Annotated in this window: 19 protein-coding genes and 1 pseudogene; 5 read left to right on the top strand and 15 right to left on the bottom strand. The window is 49.2% G+C overall.

The window, feature by feature from the left end; genetic code table 11:
• The 11 genes and pseudogenes from ACQY8X_RS13220 to trxC all read right to left on the bottom strand — a co-directional run.
• Window positions 1-586 (bottom strand): annotated as a pseudogene (locus tag ACQY8X_RS13220) (F0F1 ATP synthase subunit alpha); the annotation flags it as partial.
• Window positions 587-601: 15 nt separating this feature from the next.
• Window positions 602-1141: a F0F1 ATP synthase subunit delta gene (locus ACQY8X_RS13215; protein ID WP_428035608.1), complete on the bottom strand. Its 540-nt coding sequence runs from the start codon at window positions 1139-1141 to the stop codon at window positions 602-604.
• 12 nt (window positions 1142-1153) lie between these two features.
• On the bottom strand, window positions 1154-1624 hold the full coding sequence (locus ACQY8X_RS13210; RefSeq protein WP_428035607.1) for a F0F1 ATP synthase subunit B: 471 nt from the start codon (window positions 1622-1624) through the stop codon (window positions 1154-1156).
• Between the two features lie 63 nt (window positions 1625-1687).
• Window positions 1688-1912 (bottom strand): F0F1 ATP synthase subunit C, encoded by a 225-nt coding sequence (gene atpE / locus ACQY8X_RS13205; protein WP_425424959.1) that lies wholly within the window; start codon window positions 1910-1912, stop codon window positions 1688-1690.
• An 83-nt stretch (window positions 1913-1995) separates the two neighbouring features.
• The gene (atpB, locus tag ACQY8X_RS13200) at window positions 1996-2838 is read right to left on the bottom strand and encodes a F0F1 ATP synthase subunit A (RefSeq protein WP_428035606.1); all 843 of its coding nucleotides are present in this window, start codon (window positions 2836-2838) and stop codon (window positions 1996-1998) included.
• 15 nt (window positions 2839-2853) lie between these two features.
• Window positions 2854-3276 (bottom strand): ATP synthase subunit I, encoded by a 423-nt coding sequence (locus tag ACQY8X_RS13195; protein WP_428035605.1) that lies wholly within the window; start codon window positions 3274-3276, stop codon window positions 2854-2856.
• Window positions 3277-3478: 202 nt separating this feature from the next.
• Window positions 3479-4357 (bottom strand): ParB/RepB/Spo0J family partition protein, encoded by an 879-nt coding sequence (locus ACQY8X_RS13190; protein WP_428035604.1) that lies wholly within the window; start codon window positions 4355-4357, stop codon window positions 3479-3481.
• A gap of 3 nt (window positions 4358-4360) precedes the next feature.
• Window positions 4361-5164: a ParA family protein gene (locus ACQY8X_RS13185; protein WP_428035603.1), complete on the bottom strand. Its 804-nt coding sequence runs from the start codon at window positions 5162-5164 to the stop codon at window positions 4361-4363.
• A 2-nt stretch (window positions 5165-5166) separates the two neighbouring features.
• Window positions 5167-5793 carry a 16S rRNA (guanine(527)-N(7))-methyltransferase RsmG gene (gene rsmG, locus ACQY8X_RS13180; RefSeq protein ID WP_428035602.1) on the bottom strand — a complete coding sequence of 209 codons (627 nt, stop codon included), beginning with the start codon at window positions 5791-5793 and terminating at the stop codon, window positions 5167-5169.
• Window positions 5793-7682: a tRNA uridine-5-carboxymethylaminomethyl(34) synthesis enzyme MnmG gene (mnmG, locus tag ACQY8X_RS13175; protein ID WP_428035601.1), complete on the bottom strand. Its 1890-nt coding sequence runs from the start codon at window positions 7680-7682 to the stop codon at window positions 5793-5795. The genes rsmG and mnmG overlap by 1 nt, the downstream gene beginning before the upstream one ends.
• Window positions 7683-8658: 976 nt before the next feature.
• Window positions 8659-9096, bottom strand: coding sequence for a thioredoxin TrxC (gene trxC / locus ACQY8X_RS13170; RefSeq protein ID WP_428035600.1), 438 nt, complete (start codon window positions 9094-9096; stop codon window positions 8659-8661).
• Window positions 9097-9259: 163 nt separating this feature from the next.
• Between trxC and ACQY8X_RS13165 the strand changes: the two genes are divergently transcribed.
• The 3 genes from ACQY8X_RS13165 to ACQY8X_RS13155 all read left to right on the top strand — a co-directional run bounded on the left by ACQY8X_RS13165 (window position 9260) and on the right by ACQY8X_RS13155 (window position 12254).
• Window positions 9260-10363 carry a polyamine ABC transporter substrate-binding protein gene (locus tag ACQY8X_RS13165; RefSeq protein WP_428035599.1) on the top strand — a complete coding sequence of 368 codons (1104 nt, stop codon included), beginning with the start codon at window positions 9260-9262 and terminating at the stop codon, window positions 10361-10363.
• 86 nt (window positions 10364-10449) lie between these two features.
• Window positions 10450-11316: an N-carbamoylputrescine amidase gene (gene aguB / locus ACQY8X_RS13160; RefSeq protein ID WP_428035598.1), complete on the top strand. Its 867-nt coding sequence runs from the start codon at window positions 10450-10452 to the stop codon at window positions 11314-11316.
• An 89-nt stretch (window positions 11317-11405) separates the two neighbouring features.
• Window positions 11406-12254 (top strand): helix-turn-helix transcriptional regulator, encoded by an 849-nt coding sequence (locus tag ACQY8X_RS13155; protein ID WP_428035597.1) that lies wholly within the window; start codon window positions 11406-11408, stop codon window positions 12252-12254.
• Window positions 12255-12290: 36 nt separating this feature from the next.
• On the opposite strand, the gene mnmE is transcribed toward ACQY8X_RS13155, so the two are convergent.
• The 4 genes from mnmE to rpmH form a co-directional block, all read right to left on the bottom strand.
• A complete protein-coding gene (gene mnmE, locus ACQY8X_RS13150) occupies window positions 12291-13658 on the bottom strand; it encodes a tRNA uridine-5-carboxymethylaminomethyl(34) synthesis GTPase MnmE (RefSeq protein ID WP_428035596.1) in 1368 nt (455 codons plus the stop codon).
• A 315-nt stretch (window positions 13659-13973) separates the two neighbouring features.
• Window positions 13974-15644 carry a membrane protein insertase YidC gene (gene yidC, locus ACQY8X_RS13145; RefSeq protein WP_428035595.1) on the bottom strand — a complete coding sequence of 557 codons (1671 nt, stop codon included), beginning with the start codon at window positions 15642-15644 and terminating at the stop codon, window positions 13974-13976.
• Between the two features lie 27 nt (window positions 15645-15671).
• Window positions 15672-16049, bottom strand: a complete 378-nt coding sequence (gene rnpA / locus ACQY8X_RS13140) for a ribonuclease P protein component (RefSeq protein ID WP_428035594.1) — start codon at window positions 16047-16049, stop codon at window positions 15672-15674.
• A gap of 24 nt (window positions 16050-16073) precedes the next feature.
• Complete coding sequence (gene rpmH / locus ACQY8X_RS13135) at window positions 16074-16208, bottom strand: 50S ribosomal protein L34 (RefSeq protein WP_091354204.1); 135 nt, start codon at window positions 16206-16208, stop codon at window positions 16074-16076.
• A 529-nt stretch (window positions 16209-16737) separates the two neighbouring features.
• Here rpmH and dnaA point away from each other — a divergent pair.
• Together dnaA and dnaN are read left to right on the top strand one after the other, a co-directional pair.
• Window positions 16738-18294, top strand: coding sequence for a chromosomal replication initiator protein DnaA (dnaA, locus tag ACQY8X_RS13130; protein ID WP_428035593.1), 1557 nt, complete (start codon window positions 16738-16740; stop codon window positions 18292-18294).
• 29 nt (window positions 18295-18323) lie between these two features.
• Window positions 18324-19427, top strand: coding sequence for a DNA polymerase III subunit beta (dnaN, locus tag ACQY8X_RS13125; RefSeq protein WP_428035592.1), 1104 nt, complete (start codon window positions 18324-18326; stop codon window positions 19425-19427).
• Window positions 19428-19470: the final 43 nt, after the last annotated feature.

Below are 19470 nucleotides of genomic sequence, written 5' to 3'. Positions count from 1 at the left end.
AGATACACTTAACGCCGGTACCTTTCTGGTTGATGATAGCGTCAATGGCGATCGCAGTCTTACCGATCTGACGGTCACCGATGATCAGCTCACGCTGACCACGGCCAACTGGCACCATGGCATCAATGGATTTCAGACCAGTCTGCACTGGCTGATCAACTGATTGACGTTCGATTACACCGGGTGCAACCTTCTCGACAGGGTCAGTCAGTTTAGTTTCAATCGGGCCTTTACCGTCGATCGGGTTACCCAGGGCGTCTACTACACGACCCTGCAATTCCGGACCAACAGGTACTTCCAGGATGCGGCCAGTACAACGCGCGGTCATACCTTCTACCAGACCCTGATAGTCACCCAGTACTACAGCACCTACAGAGTCACGCTCAAGGTTGAGCGCCATACCGTAGATACCGCCGGGGAATTCAATCATCTCCCCGTACATTACGTCAGCCAGGCCGTGAATCAGGATGATACCGTCAGAAACGCTGACGATAGTACCTTCATTACGGGCTTCAGAAGAGACATCAAGTTTCTCGATGCGGCTCTTAAGAATCTCGCTGATCTCAGATGGATTCAGTTGCTGCATGTTTAATCCTCACACTCAGGAGTTCATTGCTTCGGCTAGCTTAGCCAGTCGAGCACGAATAGAGCCGTCGATAACCATATCGTCGGTTCGAACGATCACACCACCAATAATGGACTTGTCCACATCGGTAGTCAGACTCACTTCGCGACCCAGCTTGGAGCTCAGTGCCTGAGTTAATTTTTGTTGCTGCTGCTCGCCCAGATCAAAGGCAGTTGTAACACGTACCTCAACAGAATGCTGCTGATTGGCTTTCAACTGTTCAAACTGCGCAGAGATCTCTGGTAACAAAGCCAGACGCTGATTTTCGGCCAGCAAAGAGATAAAGTTCTTTGTTGACTGATCTGCCATCTGTTCTTCACAGACGGTAATCATCGCATCAGCTTTCTGTTCGCTGGTGAGTCCGGGGTTACCCAGAACCAGTTTCATCGTCTCATGCTGTGCAACTGCGGTTGCAGTTGTCAGCATGTCAGACCACTGGTCCAGATTCCCTTTAGCCACAGCGTACTCGAAAGCGGCTTTGGTATAAGGTCGAGCGACTGTATTGAGTTCAGCCATCGTAAACCTCGCTTAAAGCTCAGCAGCTAGTTTTTCAACAAGCTGAGCGTGCGCGTTAGCGTCAACAGACGCTTCAAGAATTTTCTCAGCACCGGCTACTATAAGAGCAGCAACTTCAGCGCGTAGAACTTCTTTGGCACGGTTTGCTTCCTGATCGATTTCAGCCTGAGCAGCCGTTACAAGGCGTGCAGCCTCATCACGTGCTTTCTCTTTAGCTTCATCAACGATCTGGTTAGCTCGCTTATTAGCCTGTTCAATGATGGCGGCTGCTTCTTCCTTGCTCTTACGCATATCGGCCATGGCTTTTTCCTGAGCCAGTTCCAAATCGCGTTGAGCACGGTCTGCAGCGTCCAGACCTTCTGCAATTTTCTTCTTACGTTCTGCCAGCGCACCAGTAATTGGTGGCCAAACGTATTTCATACAAAATACAACGAAGAAGGCAAATGCAATGATCTGACCAAAGATGGTTAGATTGATATTCACGCCATTACCTCTCGCGGTTGTCTTAAAAAGTAGTTACCCATAAAGGGACGTATGTAGCTCTACTTATGCAACAGCGAACAGTACGTACAGACCCAGACCAACACCGATCATAGGTACGGCGTCAACCAGACCCATTACGATGAAGAATTGAGTACGTAGCAGTGGGATCAGCTCAGGCTGACGTGCAGCACCTTCAAGGAACTTACCACCCAGGATGCCGATACCTACAGCGGCACCTACAGCACCCAGACCCATCATCAGTGCACCAGCGATGTACAGCAATGCCATTTCCATCAGTTTTTCTCCGATATTTAATTGCTAAAGTTTAAGTTTAAAAAGAAATCGTTTAATTATTCAGTTATTACAACTACTTAGTGGTCTTCATGCGCCATGGCCAGATAGACAATCGTCAGAACCATGAAGATGAACGCCTGCAGCGTAATTACCAGAATGTGGAAGATCGCCCATGGCACTGACAATAGCCATTGCGCCCAGAACGGCAGCAGAGCGATCAGAATAAAGATCATCTCACCTGCATACATGTTACCGAACAGTCGCAATGCCAGTGATACTGGCTTCGCCAGCAGGCCTACGATCTCCAGGAACAAGTTGAATGGCAGCATCCACTTACCCAGCGGCTGGAATGCCAGCTCACCAAGGAAACCACCCAGACCCTTCATTTTGATGCTGTAAAACAGAATCAAACCAAACACTGCAATCGCCATCCCCAGGGTAGCGTTGATGTCGGTAGTCGGTACGACCTTCATATAGACGTGATGTGGATCAGCGCCGAACGCTTCACCGATCTTCTGAGTCAGGAACGGAATCCAGTCAACTGGCACCAGGTCCATGGTATTCATCAGGAAGACCCAGACAAAAATGGTCAAAGCCAGCGGGGCAATCAACGCATTTTTGTAGTGGAAAATACTGCTAACGTTGTCTTCAATGAACTCGATGATCACTTCAACAAAGTTCTGTGTGCTGCCAGGTACGCCGGACGTTACTGTTTTAGCAACTTTACGGAACAACCAGATAAACAGCAGGCCCAAACCTACAGACCATAGCATTGTATCAACGTGAATTGCCCAAAATCCCATCGCTGCTGCATCCTCTGCAGTATGGGCAAAGCCCAGACCGTGTTCAGGATGCACACCAAACGTCCAGTTCGTCAGGTGGTGGGATATGTAGGCTGAGGAAGTCATTTCGCTAGCCATTACTATCTCTCTCATTCAAAGTTTTAAGAAACTGTTATTCAGCCTCAGCTGGGCAATAAAGCCAGTCAGCTGAAGCCATATATAAGTGCCAAATAAGGAAAATGGATTCAGAGGTTGAATCAGGATAAACACCGCAGAGAAGAGTGCGATGGATAAGCCCATTTTCCATATTTCACTCGTATATAGCTGCGTAATCACAGCGCCGGGAGTATTCCTTACCTGGCGCACCATCAGGGCACGATAAGCAAAGACATAGGTGGGTAGCAAAAAAACCATCCCGCCACAGAGGGATGAATATGCCGCACTCACGCTATGCAGAAGCGAAACTCCCGCAATCACTATCATACTAACTATTTGAATCAGGAAGACTTTTTTAAACTGCTGCAAGGCGATACGAGCATGAACGCCAGGTTTCCGGTGCTCGTTTCTCATCTTCATACAGCCTCAGTTTCCCTTCTTCTGTGTAAATAAAACGTAAACACGTCCTTTCACAGCCAGCGCATTATAGGGGCTTAAACGATCAGCTTCAACACGATTCAGACCGATTTGCACTTTTGTATTAGACGCAAGGAGTGGAAGAACTAAGTAAATACCCTAGTAGCGGTATCTGCAGCGATTTCTCGCCGCAGAAAAAACCTAATTATTGTAGGGCTTTAAGGATTGCTTCAAACTTTTCACGGTTTTCATAGGCGATAGTAATCTTTCCCTTACCGGCAGCATTTTCACTGATAGACACTTTACTATTCAGCCGACTGGAAAGAGAATCGGACAGATCTTTCAGTATGGGGTCCGGTTTTTTAGGGGACTGTGTCGGCTCAGTATTCTTCTGTTGCAGTTTACGCACCAGATCTTCCGTCTGCCGTACCGACATATTTTTTCCTACTACCTCTTTGGCAGCGGTAATCTGCTCCGGTCCATCCATCCCTAACAGTGCCCGGGCATGGCCCATCTCGATATCACCATACTCAAGCATCTTCTTCACCTCATCGGTAAGATGCATCAGGCGTAACAGATTGGTCACCGAGGAGCGGGATTTACCCACCGCATCCGCGACTTCCTGTTGCGTCAGCTCAAACTCCATTTTCAGACGATCCAGGGCGATCGCTTCCTCCATCGGGTTAAGATTTTCCCGCTGAATATTCTCAATCAGCGCCATCGCAATTGCCGCTTCGTCCGGCACATCACGGATTACGGTAGGAATCTCATCCAAGCCAGCCATCTGACTGGCGCGCCAGCGGCGTTCACCGGCAATAATCTCATACAGGTTATCCGCCACAGGACGCACAACAATAGGCTGCATTACCCCCTGGGCTCGGATGGAGTTGGCCAGCTCTTCCAACGCCTGCGGCTCCAGATCGCGGCGGGGCTGGTACTTACCCCGCTGAATCTGATCGAGAGGCATCAGCCGATAGCCGTCTCCCTGTGCTTTCGCTTCGGATACAGCGTCATCTGCAAATTTAGTACTGGTTGATAACAGAGCATCAAGCCCCCGTCCTAAACCACGCTTTTTAACCACCATCGATCAGCCTTCCTGTTCCTGTTTATCTGCCCGTTTATCATTCTGCGCCGATTTACGAATCAGCTCGCCCGCCAATGCCAGATAGGCCACCGATCCCCGGGAGTTTTTATCATACATCAGTGCCGGCAAGCCATGACTCGGGGCCTCTGCCAGACGCACGTTGCGGGGGATAACGGTACGGTATACCTGGTCGCCAAAGTATTCGACCAGATGGTCAGAGACATCTTTGGTGAGGCTCATGCGGGGGTCGAACATGGTGCGCAGAATCCCTTCGATCTTCAACGAGGGATTGAGACGTTTATTGATCTTATTGATCGTGCCGATCAGTGAGCTGATCCCTTCCAGCGCATAATATTCGCACTGCATCGGGATAATAACGCCACTGGATGCTGCCAGGGCATTAACGGTCAGCAAATTCAGCGAGGGGGGATTATCGATGAGAATGAAATCGTAGTTTTCCTGCACCTTTTCCAGTGCCATTTTCATGCGAAACTCACGCCGCGGCAGCTGTAACAACTCAACCTCAGCCGCTGTCAGGTCACCGTTTGAACCAACAATATCGTAACCCGCCGGGGCATTTCTGATAATTGACTCTTCCAGGGTCGCTTCACCGATAAGCACCTCATACACCGAATTTTTCAGGTTGTGCTTATCCACGCCGCTGCCCATGGTGGCGTTGCCCTGAGGGTCCATATCAATCATCAGCACCCGTTTTTTGGTGACCGCCAGCGACGCCGCCAGATTAACGCAGGTCGTGGTTTTACCCACGCCACCTTTCTGGTTGGTGATGGTTAATATTTTAGTCACGTTCAAGTTCTCCCTAACATCAGCAGATGCCGCTCGCCATCAGTGCCCGGCACCGTTAGCCGGATACTCTGAAGCAGATTAATGGACTCAGGTAATAACTCAATCTCTTCAACAGGATACATCCCTTTCATTGCAAGAAAAATACCCTTGTCCGAGCACAGATGCGAAGTCCAGTGAATCATATCCTGTAATGAGGCAAATGCCCTTGATATAACGCCATCAAAAGGAATTTCCGGTGTATATTTCTCCACCCGCTCATGAATCACGTCGACATTATCGAGCCCCAGCTCAGCCTTCGCCTGAAACTGGAAGCGACTTTTCTTGATATTACTATCCAGCAGCGTGATCGGCAGATCAGGCCGGCAGATCGCCAGGGGGATCCCCGGCAAACCCGGCCCACTGCCCACATCGATCAGTCGTTCAACATCGATATAGGGCAGCACACTCAGACTATCGATCAGGTGACGGCTGATCATCTCTTCCGCTGAACGCACCGCCGTAAGGTTAAAGGTTTTATTCCATTTAACCAGCAACGCATGGTATCTCAGCAACTGATCATACTGTTCATCAGTAAGACTCAGGTCGATCTGGTGGCACTGTTGTTCTAGTAGAATACGGTACTGCTGCATCAAGCCTGAGCCTTTTTATTGATCATCTGTTTCTTTTTCAGGTGGATCAGCAGCAGCGAGATTGCAGCGGGTGTCATCCCCTGGATTCGGGCCGCCTGAGCAATACTCTCAGGTCGAATCTGTTCAAGCTTGGCAGTCAGCTCATTCGACAAACCGCCCACCGAGGCGTAATCAAAGTCTATTGGCAGCAGGGTATCTTCCTGGCGACGAACCTTATCAATATCCTCTTTCTGCCGGTCGATATAGCCCGCATACTTAATCTGGATCTCAACCTGTTCAGCCACCTGAGGATCTGCTACTTTTTCACCTTTCAATCCAGCCACAGCGGCATAATTCAGCTCCGGGCGTTTCACCAGATCCTGCAGATTATATTCCCGGCTAATCGGCTGTTGCAGTTGCGCATTAAGCAGTTCAGCTTCAGGCGTACCCGGTTGAATCCAGGTCTCTTTAAGACGCTGATTTTCAAGCTCGATCGCTTCCCGCTTATCGCAGAAACGTTGCCAGCGCTCATCACTGACCAGACCCAGTTCACGACCCTTTTCAGTTAATCGCAGATCGGCATTATCTTCCCGCAGAATCAAACGGTATTCCGCCCGACTGGTAAACATCCGGTAAGGCTCTGAGGTCCCCAGAGTGATCAGATCATCCACCAGAACCCCCAGATAGGCTTCATCGCGACGCGGATACCACTGCTCTTTCTCCTGCGCCCGCAGGGCAGCATTAACCCCCGCCAGCAACCCCTGAGCACCGGCTTCTTCATAACCGGTGGTACCGTTGATCTGACCGGCAAAGTAGAGGCCGTTAATCACTTTGGTTTCCAAAGTATGCTTAAGATCCTGGGGATTGAAAAAATCGTACTCGATCGCATAGCCTGGCCGGGTGATAAAGGCGTTTTCAAAACCACGGATAGAGCGCACCGCCGCCAGTTGAATGTCAAATGGCAGACTGGTTGAAATACCGTTGGGATAAAGCTCGTGGGTGGTCAGGCCTTCCGGCTCAACAAACACCTGATGGCTGGTTTTATCGGCAAAACGGACAATCTTATCTTCCACGGATGGACAGTAACGCGGCCCGACGCCATCGATCACACCGGTATACATCGGCGAACGATCCAGTCCGGAGCGCAGAATATCATGGGTGCGCTCGTTGGTGTGGGTAATATAACAGCTGATCTGGCGGGGATGATCCGCCAGTGAACCCATAAATGACATCACCGGTGTTGGTGTATCGCCGGGTTGTTCCTGCATCAGGCTGAAATCAACACTGCGGGCATCGATGCGGGGCGGCGTACCGGTTTTTAAGCGGTCGACCCGTAACGGCAGCTCACGCAAGCGGTCCGCCAGAGCGATCGAGGGCGGATCACCTGCACGACCGCCAGCATAGTTATCCAGACCAATATGGATCTTACCGCCGAGGAAAGTCCCGACAGTAAGTACGATATTGTTGGCAAAGAAGCGCAGGCCTGCTTGAGTAACCACACCTTTGACCGACTCACCTTCAACAATCAGATCATCTACGGCCTGCTGAAACAGTTGCAGGTTTGGCTGGTTTTCCAGGATATTCCGGATAGCCGCTTTATAGAGGATACGGTCAGCCTGCGCACGTGTAGCACGTACAGCCGGGCCTTTGCGTGAGTTCAGGGTGCGAAACTGAATCCCCCCTTTATCGGTCGCAACAGCCATCGCGCCACCCAGCGCATCGATCTCTTTAACCAGATGACTTTTGCCAATCCCGCCAATCGCCGGATTACACGACATCTGGCCAAGGGTTTCTATGTTATGGGTTAACAGCAGAGTTTTAACACCTGTACGGGCTGCCGCTAACGCAGCTTCAGTTCCGGCATGGCCACCACCAATTACAATCACATCAAAGTGGTCAGGATAGTCCACTCACTTAACCTCATTATTTAATTAAAGAGAGCCTGAATTGTTATGCCTGAAGGCAGTGGCTCAGAAAAAGGCGCTAAGTATAAACCTAAGGGGTCAATATAGAAATGGTTAAACTTTGTACACCTTTTAATCGATCTCTCTTTTTTCTAATCTTTTATATATAAGTTAAATATGTTTTTAAGATATGTTCTTTATTTTTATTCTTATTATTAGACAGCCCTCCTTCAGTTGATAACCTTAATATCATGATATTTTTCAAATAGTTATAAGGTAATAAACTCTGTTGTATAACTGCGGTTAACCTCTTTATAGGATGTCACAGAGCTGTGCGTAACATCGCTGTTTATGCACAGGCAGAACAACCCACAGTGTTGTTAACCCGTTGTTCCCATGTAGTTATACAGTTTACTCACAGGGTTTAGGGGATAAATTCAGCTGGCAGGTTGATCTGTTCAGAAGGTCTCTCGAGAAAGAGTTGCTGTGGCTGCAGATTAAGATGTCGCGTGGATAAGCTATCTGAAGTGATTCAGCCGGGTAAGCGCTAAGATAATCGCCTAACAAAAGTAAACACTCATAATTTCAGTAGCTTAAAAGAGTTTATGTCGACAATAGCCAACGGCTGAGAGAGTTATACCGTTTCTTCTCCCATTGTTTATTTTTCAAGAGGGATAAGATAAACACCGGCTCTGCACAGTTTATTCGCGGCTAATCCAACGCTTATCCACAATCTTTTGTTAGTAAGTTTTGCTTTATTCGTTTAGTTTACATATAACTTATTGAAATTAAAGAGTGTTTGTCTTTATGCAAATTTATCACCGTTGTTTATAACTTTAAGAGGTGCCTTTTGTGCAGAGGATAGAGGGGCTGGGGATAAAACGATGTGAGTAACTCTTGAATTGAGAGATCTGCTTGCTCGCGGGAAATGGAGCAAGCTAGTAGAGAGAATATCTGTTGTTTCAGCAGATCTGGGGGGTGATCAGAGATCAACCCCGTTTTGCATTAGCCACTGCTTAAGTTGGCCCAGCGGTAGTGCACCACTGATACGGGCACTCTCTCTGCCTTGTTTAAACAGAATCAGAGTGGGTATTGAGCGGATCTGCAGTTGGGCGGCAATCGCCTGTTGCGCTTCAGTGTCAAGTTTAGCCAGGCGCAGCCGGGGTTCAAATTGTCCGGCAGCCTGTTCAAACACCGGAGCAAACTGTTTACAGGGGCCGCACCAGCTGGCCCAGCAATCAACCAGAACCGGAATATCGTTGCGACTGATCATGCTCTGATAGTTTGTGGCACTCAGATCCACCGGTTTGCCCTGAAACAAAGGCTGCTTACATTTACCGCATTTAGGGCCATCACTAAGTCGTTCAGTTGGTACTTTATTGGTGGCCGAACAATGAGGACAGCTGATATTTGAAGTCATAGTGAGTCCTTACTTATGCAAAAAAATTAACTGGTTTTAGTTGATATTCAGAAGGTTAAATTTTACGCAAAAGCCAATTCATTGGCAGCTTTAAGTGTACCACGTAGTGGGGATACCAGCCTCTTGCAAATACTCCTAGGCTCTTAAGCAACAGAAAACGCAAATGGTGATCAAGATGATTTTAAAAAAGGCAGGACTTACGGCAGCCATTATACTGGGTTTTTCAGGGGCCGCGATGGCAGAAACTGAGACTCTGAATGTTTATAACTGGTGGGATTATATTAATCCGGAGATAGTCAAAAGCTTTGAGACTGAGACTGGGATTAAAGTTAACTATGATGTTTATGATTCTAACGAGGCGCTTGAAGCAAAGTTGATGGCGGGTAATTCCGGCTACGATATTGTCGTGCCATCGGGTTCATTTCTGGAGCGACAGGCGAAGGCGGGTATTTACAGTGAAATAGACCGCTCAGAGCTACCGAATTATAAAAATCTTGACCCAACTCTGCTGAAAACCGCTGAAATCAGTGATCCGGGGAATGCATATGGTGTTCCTTATGCATGGGGTACCATCGGCCTGGGTTACAACGAAGATCTGTTAAAGGAACGCCTGGGTGATCGTCCTTTCAATAGTTTTGACCTTCTGTTTGACGAAAATATCTCTTCAAAGCTACAGGATTGCGGTATTGCACTATTAGATTCTCCCTCTGAAGTGATGGCAATCACACTTAACTACCTGGGGCTCGATCCAAATAGTGAGGATAAAGACGACCTTGAAAAAGGTATGCAACTGCTCAAAAAGGTTCGCAAAAATATCAAGTACTTCAATTCCGGAACCCTTGTTCAGGATCTGGTAAATGGCGATATTTGCCTGGCGTTAGGCTATAACGGCGATCTGCTTCGTGCTCAGCAGCGGGCGGTCGAAGCGGGTATTAAAGCCAAACTTAAATATGTTATTCCTGTTGAAGGTAGCGTGGCGTGGTTTGATCTGATTGCCATCCCGGCTGATGCAAAGAATAAAACAGCAGCGCATAAGTTTATTAACTATTTGCTACAACCTGAAAATGCAGCTGGAATCTCAAATTTCGTTATGTATGCCGTACCCAATACTCAGGTTGCTCCATTTTTAGAGGATTCTATACGGACCAACCCCGGTATCTATCCGGGTGATGAGATCAAAGCAAAACTTTTCTCGCAAAAAGCCCATTCAGCAAAATTTGACCGCAGACTAACCAGCGCCTGGACCTCGATTAAAACAGGGCGCTGAAATGTATCTGCGGCAGAGCGGAGATTGCTGATCAGAATAGTTGATAGTTTCCTTTATATGTCGACGGTTTATTTGGATAAGAGCCTATGAGAAATGTAACGATAGCGGTAACCCAGATGTCCTGTTCCTGGGATATTGAAGAAAATATAATGACCGCTGAAAAGCTGGTCAGAGAAGCGGCAGCACAAGGTGCTCAGATTGTTCTGCTACAGGAGCTGTTTGAAACGCCCTACTTCTGTGCTGAGCAGCATGCAGATCACAATGCGTTGGCAAAAACAGTAGCTGAGAGCTCTCTCATTGCTCATTTTTCTGCGCTTGCTAAAGAGTTGAATGTTGTTCTGCCGCTCTCTTTTTTTGAGCGTGCCGGCAATACGCGTTTTAATTCGCTGGTCGTCATTGATGCGGATGGAACAGTGGGTAAAACCTACCGTAAGACCCATATTCCACAGAACCCGGGTTATGAAGAGAAATACTATTTCAGCCCTGGAGATACCGGTTTTATGGTTCATGAAACCCGCTTCGGTTGCATCGGTGTTGGCATCTGCTGGGATCAATGGTTCCCCGAAGCTGCACGGATAATGGCTCTGATGGGGGCGGAGATAATTTTCTATCCTACCGCCATTGGCAGTGAGCCTGCCGATCCTGATTATGACAGCGCACCTCACTGGAGGAATGTTATGAAGGGCCACGCCGGGGCTAATCTTGTCCCTGTTGCTGCCTCAAACAGGATAGGTCAGGAGACCGAGGGCGACACACCGATCAGATTCTATGGTTCCTCATTTATCAGCAATGAGTTTGGAGAACTGGTTGCTGATGCGGATAGGACAAGTGAATCGGTTCTGCTGGCGACATTTGATCTTGATCGCGTGGCTAAGCACCGTGATCAGTGGGGGCTTTTCAGAGACCGCCGACCAGAGCTGTACGAGGGAGTGTTATCATTTAATTTAAAATAAATGGCAACAGGCTGTGCAAACAGCCTGTTTTATGTTTTTCTGAAACGGAGTAACAGACGATGACGTAGTCAGTTAAAGCGGATATAGATATGCAGGTACCACTGATTAGCAACAATGAGATTAAAGAACTTTTTGATCTGAGTGCGCAGGCGGTGGACAGTCTGGGTTGTGATGAACTACCCATAGTGCTTTCACGAATCTGTGAATATATCTCCGCTTATGACACGATGATGGTGTATGCCTTTGTTAAAGACGAGGTTCCTCAACCCCTGTTTAATAACTTTAAGATAAAAGAGATAAATAACTGCTGGGTTCCCTATTTTGAAGGGGCCTATCTGTTAGATCCCTTTTATGAACTGTCTAAACAAAAGGTGGATGACGGCTTCTATCATCTGCGGGATATCGCCCCGGATGATTTCTTTGAAAGTGAGTATTTCAATAGCTTCTTTCGCCCTACCCGGCTGCGGGATGAAACCACTCTGATTGTTAATCTGAATGAGAATGTACAGGTACACCTGTCTCTGGGGTTGCGAGATAATCAGGCTTCGCTAACTACCAATGATCTGCATCGTCTTGATCTTATCGCCGGGTTGCTGATCGCACTGACCCGAAGTCACTGGCCGGATATCAAACCCGATCAGCCTCAGGGTATCGGGCGGGTGGGGGCTCATCTGGAAAACGCTTTCTCTCTGTTTGGTTCATCCTGCCTGAGCGAACGGGAGTGTGAAATTGTGCGCTATATCCTGCGGGGCCATTCGAGTAAATCCATCGCCCGGTTGCTGGATATCAGTCCGGAAACCGTTAAAGTCTACCGCAAGCGGGTCCACCAGAAGTTAGATATTACCTCTCACGGTGAACTGTTTTCAATTTTCCTGAAATGCCTGAAAACAACGCCGGTAGGCTCCACAGCAGATCCATTAACCTTTATTAAGGTCTGATATTTGTTGCGCAGCGGGAGCGTTTCTCGACACTGACTATTTACCGATACAGAATGAGCTGAAGATCCGTCCCAGCAGATCATCGGAACTGAATTCGCCGGTGATCTCACTCAGATGTTGCTGTGCCTGGCGCAGGTCTTCGGCCAGCAACTCTCCGGCACCGCCGTAGATCAGCTGTTCCTGTCCGGTGAGGAGTAAACTCTCTGCCCGGTTCAGGGCATCGATATGGCGACGCCGGGCAAGAAAGCCACCCTCAGTGGTATTGGCATAGCCCATACAATCTTTCAGATGCTGGCGCAGGTTATCCACGCCGATATCTGCCTTGGCTGAGAGAGAGATCAGCGTATGGCCCTTATGTTCACCGATAACCGGCTGTTCCGAGGTCAGGTCACATTTGTTGCGGATAACGGTGATCTTACTTCTGTCTTCCAGACGGCTGACAAACTCTGGCCAGATCTGTTCCGGGTCATCCGTCGCAGTCGTAGTACCATCCACCATCAATAGCACCCGGTCTGCCTTCTGTATCTCATCCCAGGCGCGGCTGATGCCGATCCGTTCAACCTCATCGGGGGCATCGCGCAGGCCCGCAGTATCAATAATATGCAGGGGCATACCATCGATATGGATATGCTCGCGCAGTACATCCCGTGTGGTGCCGGCAATATCGGTGACAATCGCTGACTCTTTACCCGCCAGTGCATTCAGCAGACTGGACTTACCCGCATTGGGTCGTCCGGCGATCACCACATTCATCCCTTCACGGATGATACTGCCCTGCCGGGCTTCCTGCTTAACCTCGGATAGCTTATCGATGATCCGTTGCAGATCCCCGGCGACCTTACCATCAGCGAGAAAGTCGATCTCCTCTTCCGGGAAGTCGATAGCGGCTTCCACATAGATACGCAGCTGAGTCAGCGCTTCAACCAGCTGATGCACCCGCTCGGAGAAGGCCCCCTGCAGGGACTTCAGAGCGCAGCGGGCCGCTTGCTCTGAACTGGAGTCGATCAGATCTGCGATCGCTTCGGCCTGAGTCAGATCCAGCTTGTCATTAAGAAACGCCCGTTCAGAAAACTCTCCGGGATTGGCCAGCCGCGCACCGCACTCCACTACCCGGCGCAGGATAAAGTCCATGATAATCGGGCCACCATGGCCCTGAAGCTCCAGTACATCCTCTCCGGTAAAGGAGTTAGGGCCGGGAAAATAGAGCGCTATCCCCTGATCCAGTTGATTGTTATCGGCATCGAAGAAGGGCCCGTAATGGGCATAACGGGGCTTCGGCACAAACCCCACCACCTGCTGGGCAATCGTTGCAGCCAGCTTTCCTGAAACCCGGACAATACCCACACCTCCGCGTCCCGGCGGCGTGGCTTGTGCGGCGATGGTGTCCTGGTTTATCAGCGTCATTGAAGCCTCGGAAACGTTATATAGGTGCTTTGTTATAAGCGCTTTATTATTTGCTTTGAGAAAGAGGGGATTTTATCACAACTCAGACGCAGCTTCGCTTAAGTAGCCAGAACGGCACTGCGTGCTCGCTAATCGTTAGAAAAAGCCTGCAATCGTGCTATTGCCAAAACGTTGAGAGGCGCTTAAGTTTTTTCTAGCAAGCGACGTAGTCGTGTCTAACCACTAGCAGGAAATGGAGTTTCCGTTCTAGCTATTTAATTAAGCGAAGCGAAAAAAAGGCCTCATCAGAGGCCTTTTTACTTCGTTAGTGAAGGCTTACTTACTCGAACCTTCACCCTCAATCTGTTTGTTAATCAGGTACTGTTGTGCAATCGACAGAATGTTGTTTACCAGCCAGTACAGTACCAGACCAGCCGGGAACCAGAGGAAGAAGAAGGTGAAGACGATTGGCAGCATCTTCATAATCTTCGCCTGCATTGGATCGGGAGGGGTCGGGTTCAGCAGTTGCTGAATAAACATCGTTGCACCCATCAGGATGGGCAGCATGAAGTATGGGTCCATCACTGACAGGTCATTGATCCACAGTGCAAACGGCGCATGACGCAGTTCAACCGACTCCATCAGTGTCCAGTACAGGGCGATGAATATTGGCATCTGCGCGACAATAGGCAGGCAGCCACCCAGTGGGTTGATCTTCTCTTTTTTGTACAGTTCCATCATCGCCTGAGACATCTTCTGACGGTCATCGCCATACAGCTCTTTCAGGCGGGTCATCTCCGGGCCGAACTTGCGCATTTTAGCCATCGATTTGAATGCTTTGGCATTCACCTGGAACAGCAGGGCTTTAACGATGATGGTGATGAAGATGATCGATACACCCCAGTTACCCACAAAGCTATGAATGGTTTTCAGCAACCAGGATAACGGTGTGGCGATGAACCAGAGAATGCCGTAATCAACCGTCAGATCCAGGTTAGGCGCGGCTTGCTCCAGCAGATCGGTCTCTTTTGGTCCGGCGTAGAAACCAGCGCTGACGGTTTTAGTTTCGCCTGGGGCTACCGTAAACTCAGGGGAGACAAACCCTGCAATATAGTTGCCGTTACTTACCCGGCTGCTATAGCTATTTTCCTCATCCGCCGCAGGAATCCAGGCACTGAGGAAATAGTGCTGGGACATCGCGACCCACCCCCCCAGACTGGTTTTCTTCACATTGGCTTCATCCAGTTTTTTGAACGAATACTTGTCGTAGTGTTCATCCGTCGTTGAGAACACGGCACCCAGAAATGCCTGCATCCCCATACTGGTGGTTTGTGAAGGGTCTTTAGAACCGTCACGTTTGATCTGACCAAACAGCTTGGCCTGCCACGCGTCAGCAGAACCGTTGTTGATCAGAAAATCCTGTTCAATCTTGTAGTTGCCCTTGGTAAAGACGAAGCGCTTAGTTACCACGACGCCATCTTCACCCGTATGTACCAGGTCAACCGTCAGCTTGTCACCTTCCAGCTGATAGCTGTTTTTGGCTGTGGTGTATTGTGGCCGACCCCCTTTTTTAGCGTCGAGGCCATCTTTACCGATCAGACCACTCTGAGAAACATAGGTACGATTACCGTTCTGCTCCAGCAATACAAAAGGCTTATCATCATTCAGCGCTGCTTTATGTTTCGGCAGAGTCAGCTCGATAATATCGCCACCTTTGGTATCGATCAGCAGTTCCAGCACATCGGTCTTAACGGAAATCAGTTGCTGCTGTGCTGCAGTAACGGCTGCTTTAGCGTCGGGCAGATCGCTATTAACAGAAGCATCGGCGACCGTCGGCAGATCACTTCCTTCATTAGCAACCGTATCAGTGCTGGACTGGTAAGCTGAAACAGACTCGGTCTGGGCAACCGCTACCGGTTTAACCCCGTAGTCCTGGTTCCATTGAAGCACCAGCATATAGGAGATAATTGCCAGTGCTGCGATCAATATAATGCGCTGTACATCCATGGTTTCTGGACCATTCAGTTATAAGTTTTAAGTTGATTTGTCAGATTTTGCCTTGGCTCGGCCAATCAGTCGCTTCCAGCTCTTTGAAATAAGGGCCTGAACGTCGCTGTTATCAATATCTCCCAGACCCTGTCTGGCCAGAATGACGATATCGACATTAGGCAGCGTATGCTGATTAAGACGGAAAGACTCGCGAATGATACGCCGAACGCGGTTACGATTAACAGCTAAACGGATATTTTTTTTGGAGAAGACAAAGCCGACACGGGGGTGATCAAGATCGTTTGGACGGGCAAGGATCAACAGATGCTTATCTGAAACCTTGAGGCTGGCTCGGCTGAATACCTGTTTAAAATCCCCGCCGGTTAAAAGTCTTAACTGGCGGGGATAGCTGAATTCATTCATTCAGAGAGCCTGACAGGCAAAAATTTATGCTGACAGACGCTTACGGCCTTTAGCACGACGACGGTTAATTACCGCACGGCCGTTTTTAGTTGCCATACGTGCACGGAAACCGTGTGTACGTTTACGCTTAAGGTTACTTGGTTGAAATGTTCTTTTCATTGGTCAGTCCTACTAACATACAGTGTGGTGGTATCAGTAAGGTTGGCTGAATCCCACGGTCAAAAACAGACGCGAAATTGTAGAGAAAACATATCCGCTTTGCAAACAATTCCTTTAAAGAAACCTAAAAAAGCGATATCAGCTGCATTGCTGTCAGACTTTGTGTTCAGTTGAAGTCGTTTTTTCGCCCGGATGACACCTCTCTATGATTTTATTCAGATATGCACAATAATTTGTTACTAACTTAATTTAATCTATTAAAAACAATAAAATAGCCTGTTGATAGGTCTGAATATTAACTGTTTTTAAAGTATGGATAGTTTTTTGCTGCTTGCCCTGTTTCCCCCGTAACCTGTGGATTTATTGCTAATTGATTGAAAAACATGCAGAAAAGAATTAGTAACAGATTGCTTCAAACTGTGGATAAGCGGCCGGTTAAAGGGTATTATCTGCTGATATTTTTTATGTTTATGCTCTTGTTCTCGATCACTCCGTAGTAGTGAAAACAGAGGATGTTTAAGGATTAGCTATGTCGGCTGAGTTGTGGGAACAGTGTCTTCAGAATCTTCAGGATGAGTTCCCCTCACAACAATACAACACTTGGATCAGGCCCCTGAAGGTGTCAGATGAATCTGATAGCGGGCTGGTGTTGCTGGCGCCTAATCGTTTTGTTAAAGACTGGGTAAGCGACAAATACCTGAAGCGGATTCGTGAGATCGTCAATACGGTCAGTGGCGATATCGCCGCCAAGGTGAGCATTGATATTGCCGGTCGTGCAAATGGGTTTGCCCAGAGGCCGGTGCGCCCGGCACCTCCGCCGACCGCAACCCGTCGTTCCGCCAGCCGTTTTGATGATAATGAATCGTTCTCGTCCGCCCCCTCTGCGCGTAACACTCAGGCGGTAGCCTCTGTGGATATGGCGCCAGCGGTGGAGGAAAACACCCCTTATCAGCTGGCGATTGATGACAGCAGCTTTCAACCGATCAACCATCGGGAAATTATTGTTCCACCGTCGGCCCTGTCATCCTCTTCGCGCAACGTCGATGTCGAAGGCAGCGTGCGGCACCAGTCCAACCTGAATCAATCGTTTACCTTTAACTCCTTCGTTGAGGGTAAGTCCAACCAGCTGGCGCTTGCAGCCGCACAGCAGGTGGCGGATAACCCGGGCGGTTCGTATAACCCACTGTTTATCTACGGTGGCGTGGGTCTGGGTAAAACCCACCTGATGCATGCGGTGGGCATGGAGATGTTGCAGCGTAACCCCAAGGCTAAGATCGTCTACCTGCACTCTGAACGCTTTGTGGCGGACATGGTGAAGGCGCTGCAACTGAACGCCATTAATGACTTTAAGCGTTATTACCGTTCGGTTGATGCGCTGCTGATCGATGATATTCAGTTTTTTGCCGGTAAGGAGCGTTCACAGGAGGAGTTTTTCCACACCTTCAATGCCCTGCTGGAGGGTGGTCAGCAGATGATCCTCACCAGTGACCGCTATCCGAAAGAGATTAACGGTGTTGAAGAGCGGCTGAAATCCCGCTTTGGCTGGGGGCTGACCGTTGCGATTGAGCCTCCAGAGCTGGAAACCCGGGTGGCGATCCTGATGAAGAAGGCTCAGGAGGCGCAGGTTCGCCTGCCGGATGATGCGGCATTCTTCCTGGCACAGAAAATTCGTTCCAATGTCCGGGAGCTTGAAGGTGCACTGAAACGGGTGATCGCCAATGCCCATTTCACCGGAAACGCAATAACCACACCTTTTATTAAAGAATCACTGAAAGACCTGCTGGCATTGCAGGATAAACAGGTTAGTATTGATAACATTCAGCGGGTTGTAGCCGATTACTATAAGATCAAAGTATCGGACCTGCTTTCGAAACGACGCAGCCGTTCTGTAGCCCGGCCAAGACAGGTTGCTATGACCCTGTCTAAAGAGCTGACCAATCACAGTTTGCCTGAGATTGGCGATGCTTTTGGTGGGCGGGACCACACCACGGTACTGCATGGTTGTCGTAAAGTAGCTTCGCTGCGTGAGACCGATACGGATATAAGAGAGGATTATCAGAATCTGTTGCGTCATCTGACCGCGTAACAGGCTGATCAATTAAGGGTAGCAAAAAGATGAAATTTGTTATTTCGCGAGAAGCGCTAATTAAACCTCTGCAGTTGGTTGCAGGCGTAGTGGAACGTCGTCAGACTCTGCCAGTGCTTTCCAATATCCTGCTGGTTGCCGAGGGCGATCAACTGTCGATGACCGGTACCGACCTGGAAGTTGAACTGGTGGGTCGGGTGCAGCTGGATGAACCGGCGGAAGCGGGCTCAATTACCGTTCCGGCACGCAAGCTGATGGATATCTGTAAATCCCTGCCAGACTCTGCCCAGATCGAACTGACCCTCACCGGCCAGAAGATGGTGATCAAAGCGGGCCGCAGCCGTTTCACTCTCTCTACCCTGCCAGCGGCTGAGTTTCCCAATGTTGAAGATAGCCCGGAATCCTTTGAGCTGGATGTACTGCAGAGCCAGTTACGCCATCTGATTGACCAGACCGGTTTCTCCATGGCGCAGCAGGATGTGCGTTATTACCTCAATGGTATGTTGCTGGAGATCACCGAGAACAGCCTGCGCGCTGTATCTACTGATGGTCACCGTCTGGCAACCAGTGTCGCGCAGGTCGACACCAACGGTCCGGCAAACCATCAGTTTATCGTGCCCCGTAAAGGTATTCTCGAACTGGCCCGTCTGTTACAGAGCGGTGATGATCAGGTAAAACTGGTGGTGGGTGCCAACCATATCCGCGCCCATGCCGGTGACTTCACCTTTACCTCGAAGCTGGTTGACGGCAAGTTCCCCGATTATCAGCGGGTTATTCCTCAGGGTGGCGACAAGTTTATGCTGGGCACCCGTCAGGAGCTGCGCCAGGTGTTCAGCCGTATCGCGATTCTGTCGAACGAAAAATACCGTGGTGTGCGCCTGTCGCTGACCAACGGTTATCTGCAGGTAATGGCCAATAACCCCGAGCAGGAAGAAGCGGAAGAAACCGTTGCTGTGGATTATGAAGGCGATACCCTGGAGATCGGCTTTAACGTTAACTACCTGCTGGATGTGCTGTCGATTGTCAGCTCTGAAGTGGTTCGTTTTACCCTGGCCGATTCTAACAGCAGTGCACTGATCGAGGGGCTGGATGACGCCAACTCCCTCTACGTTGTCATGCCGATGCGGATGTAATCCTCGCAGGGGGCCACTGGCCCCCTTCTTTATAGCGTTCGCC

Source organism: Amphritea sp., from assembly GCF_050300915.1.
Classification (GTDB): Bacteria; Pseudomonadota; Gammaproteobacteria; order Pseudomonadales; family Balneatricaceae; genus Amphritea.
This window is presented reverse-complemented; position numbering and strand designations above follow the sequence as displayed.

What these genes read in the sequence shown, in the direction of transcription:
- ACQY8X_RS13215 (WP_428035608.1), bottom strand. Translation starts at nt 1,141, where the DNA reads ATGGCTGAACTCAATACAGTCGCTCGACCTTATACCAAAGCCGCTTTC.
- atpE (WP_425424959.1), bottom strand. Translation starts at nt 1,912, where the DNA reads ATGGCATTGCTGTACATCGCTGGTGCACTGATGATGGGTCTGGGTGCT.
- atpB (WP_428035606.1), bottom strand. Translation starts at nt 2,838, where the DNA reads ATGGCTAGCGAAATGACTTCCTCAGCCTACATATCCCACCACCTGACG.
- ACQY8X_RS13195 (WP_428035605.1), bottom strand. Translation starts at nt 3,276, where the DNA reads ATGAAGATGAGAAACGAGCACCGGAAACCTGGCGTTCATGCTCGTATC.
- ACQY8X_RS13190 (WP_428035604.1), bottom strand. Translation starts at nt 4,357, where the DNA reads ATGGTGGTTAAAAAGCGTGGTTTAGGACGGGGGCTTGATGCTCTGTTA.
- rsmG (WP_428035602.1), bottom strand. Translation starts at nt 5,793, where the DNA reads ATGCAGCAGTACCGTATTCTACTAGAACAACAGTGCCACCAGATCGAC.
- trxC (WP_428035600.1), bottom strand. Translation starts at nt 9,096, where the DNA reads ATGACTTCAAATATCAGCTGTCCTCATTGTTCGGCCACCAATAAAGTA.
- ACQY8X_RS13165 (WP_428035599.1), top strand. Translation starts at nt 9,260, where the DNA reads ATGGTGATCAAGATGATTTTAAAAAAGGCAGGACTTACGGCAGCCATT.
- aguB (WP_428035598.1), top strand. Translation starts at nt 10,450, where the DNA reads ATGAGAAATGTAACGATAGCGGTAACCCAGATGTCCTGTTCCTGGGAT.
- ACQY8X_RS13155 (WP_428035597.1), top strand. Translation starts at nt 11,406, where the DNA reads ATGCAGGTACCACTGATTAGCAACAATGAGATTAAAGAACTTTTTGAT.
- mnmE (WP_428035596.1), bottom strand. Translation starts at nt 13,658, where the DNA reads ATGACGCTGATAAACCAGGACACCATCGCCGCACAAGCCACGCCGCCG.
- yidC (WP_428035595.1), bottom strand. Translation starts at nt 15,644, where the DNA reads ATGGATGTACAGCGCATTATATTGATCGCAGCACTGGCAATTATCTCC.
- rnpA (WP_428035594.1), bottom strand. Translation starts at nt 16,049, where the DNA reads ATGAATGAATTCAGCTATCCCCGCCAGTTAAGACTTTTAACCGGCGGG.
- rpmH (WP_091354204.1), bottom strand. Translation starts at nt 16,208, where the DNA reads ATGAAAAGAACATTTCAACCAAGTAACCTTAAGCGTAAACGTACACAC.
- dnaA (WP_428035593.1), top strand. Translation starts at nt 16,738, where the DNA reads ATGTCGGCTGAGTTGTGGGAACAGTGTCTTCAGAATCTTCAGGATGAG.
- dnaN (WP_428035592.1), top strand. Translation starts at nt 18,324, where the DNA reads ATGAAATTTGTTATTTCGCGAGAAGCGCTAATTAAACCTCTGCAGTTG.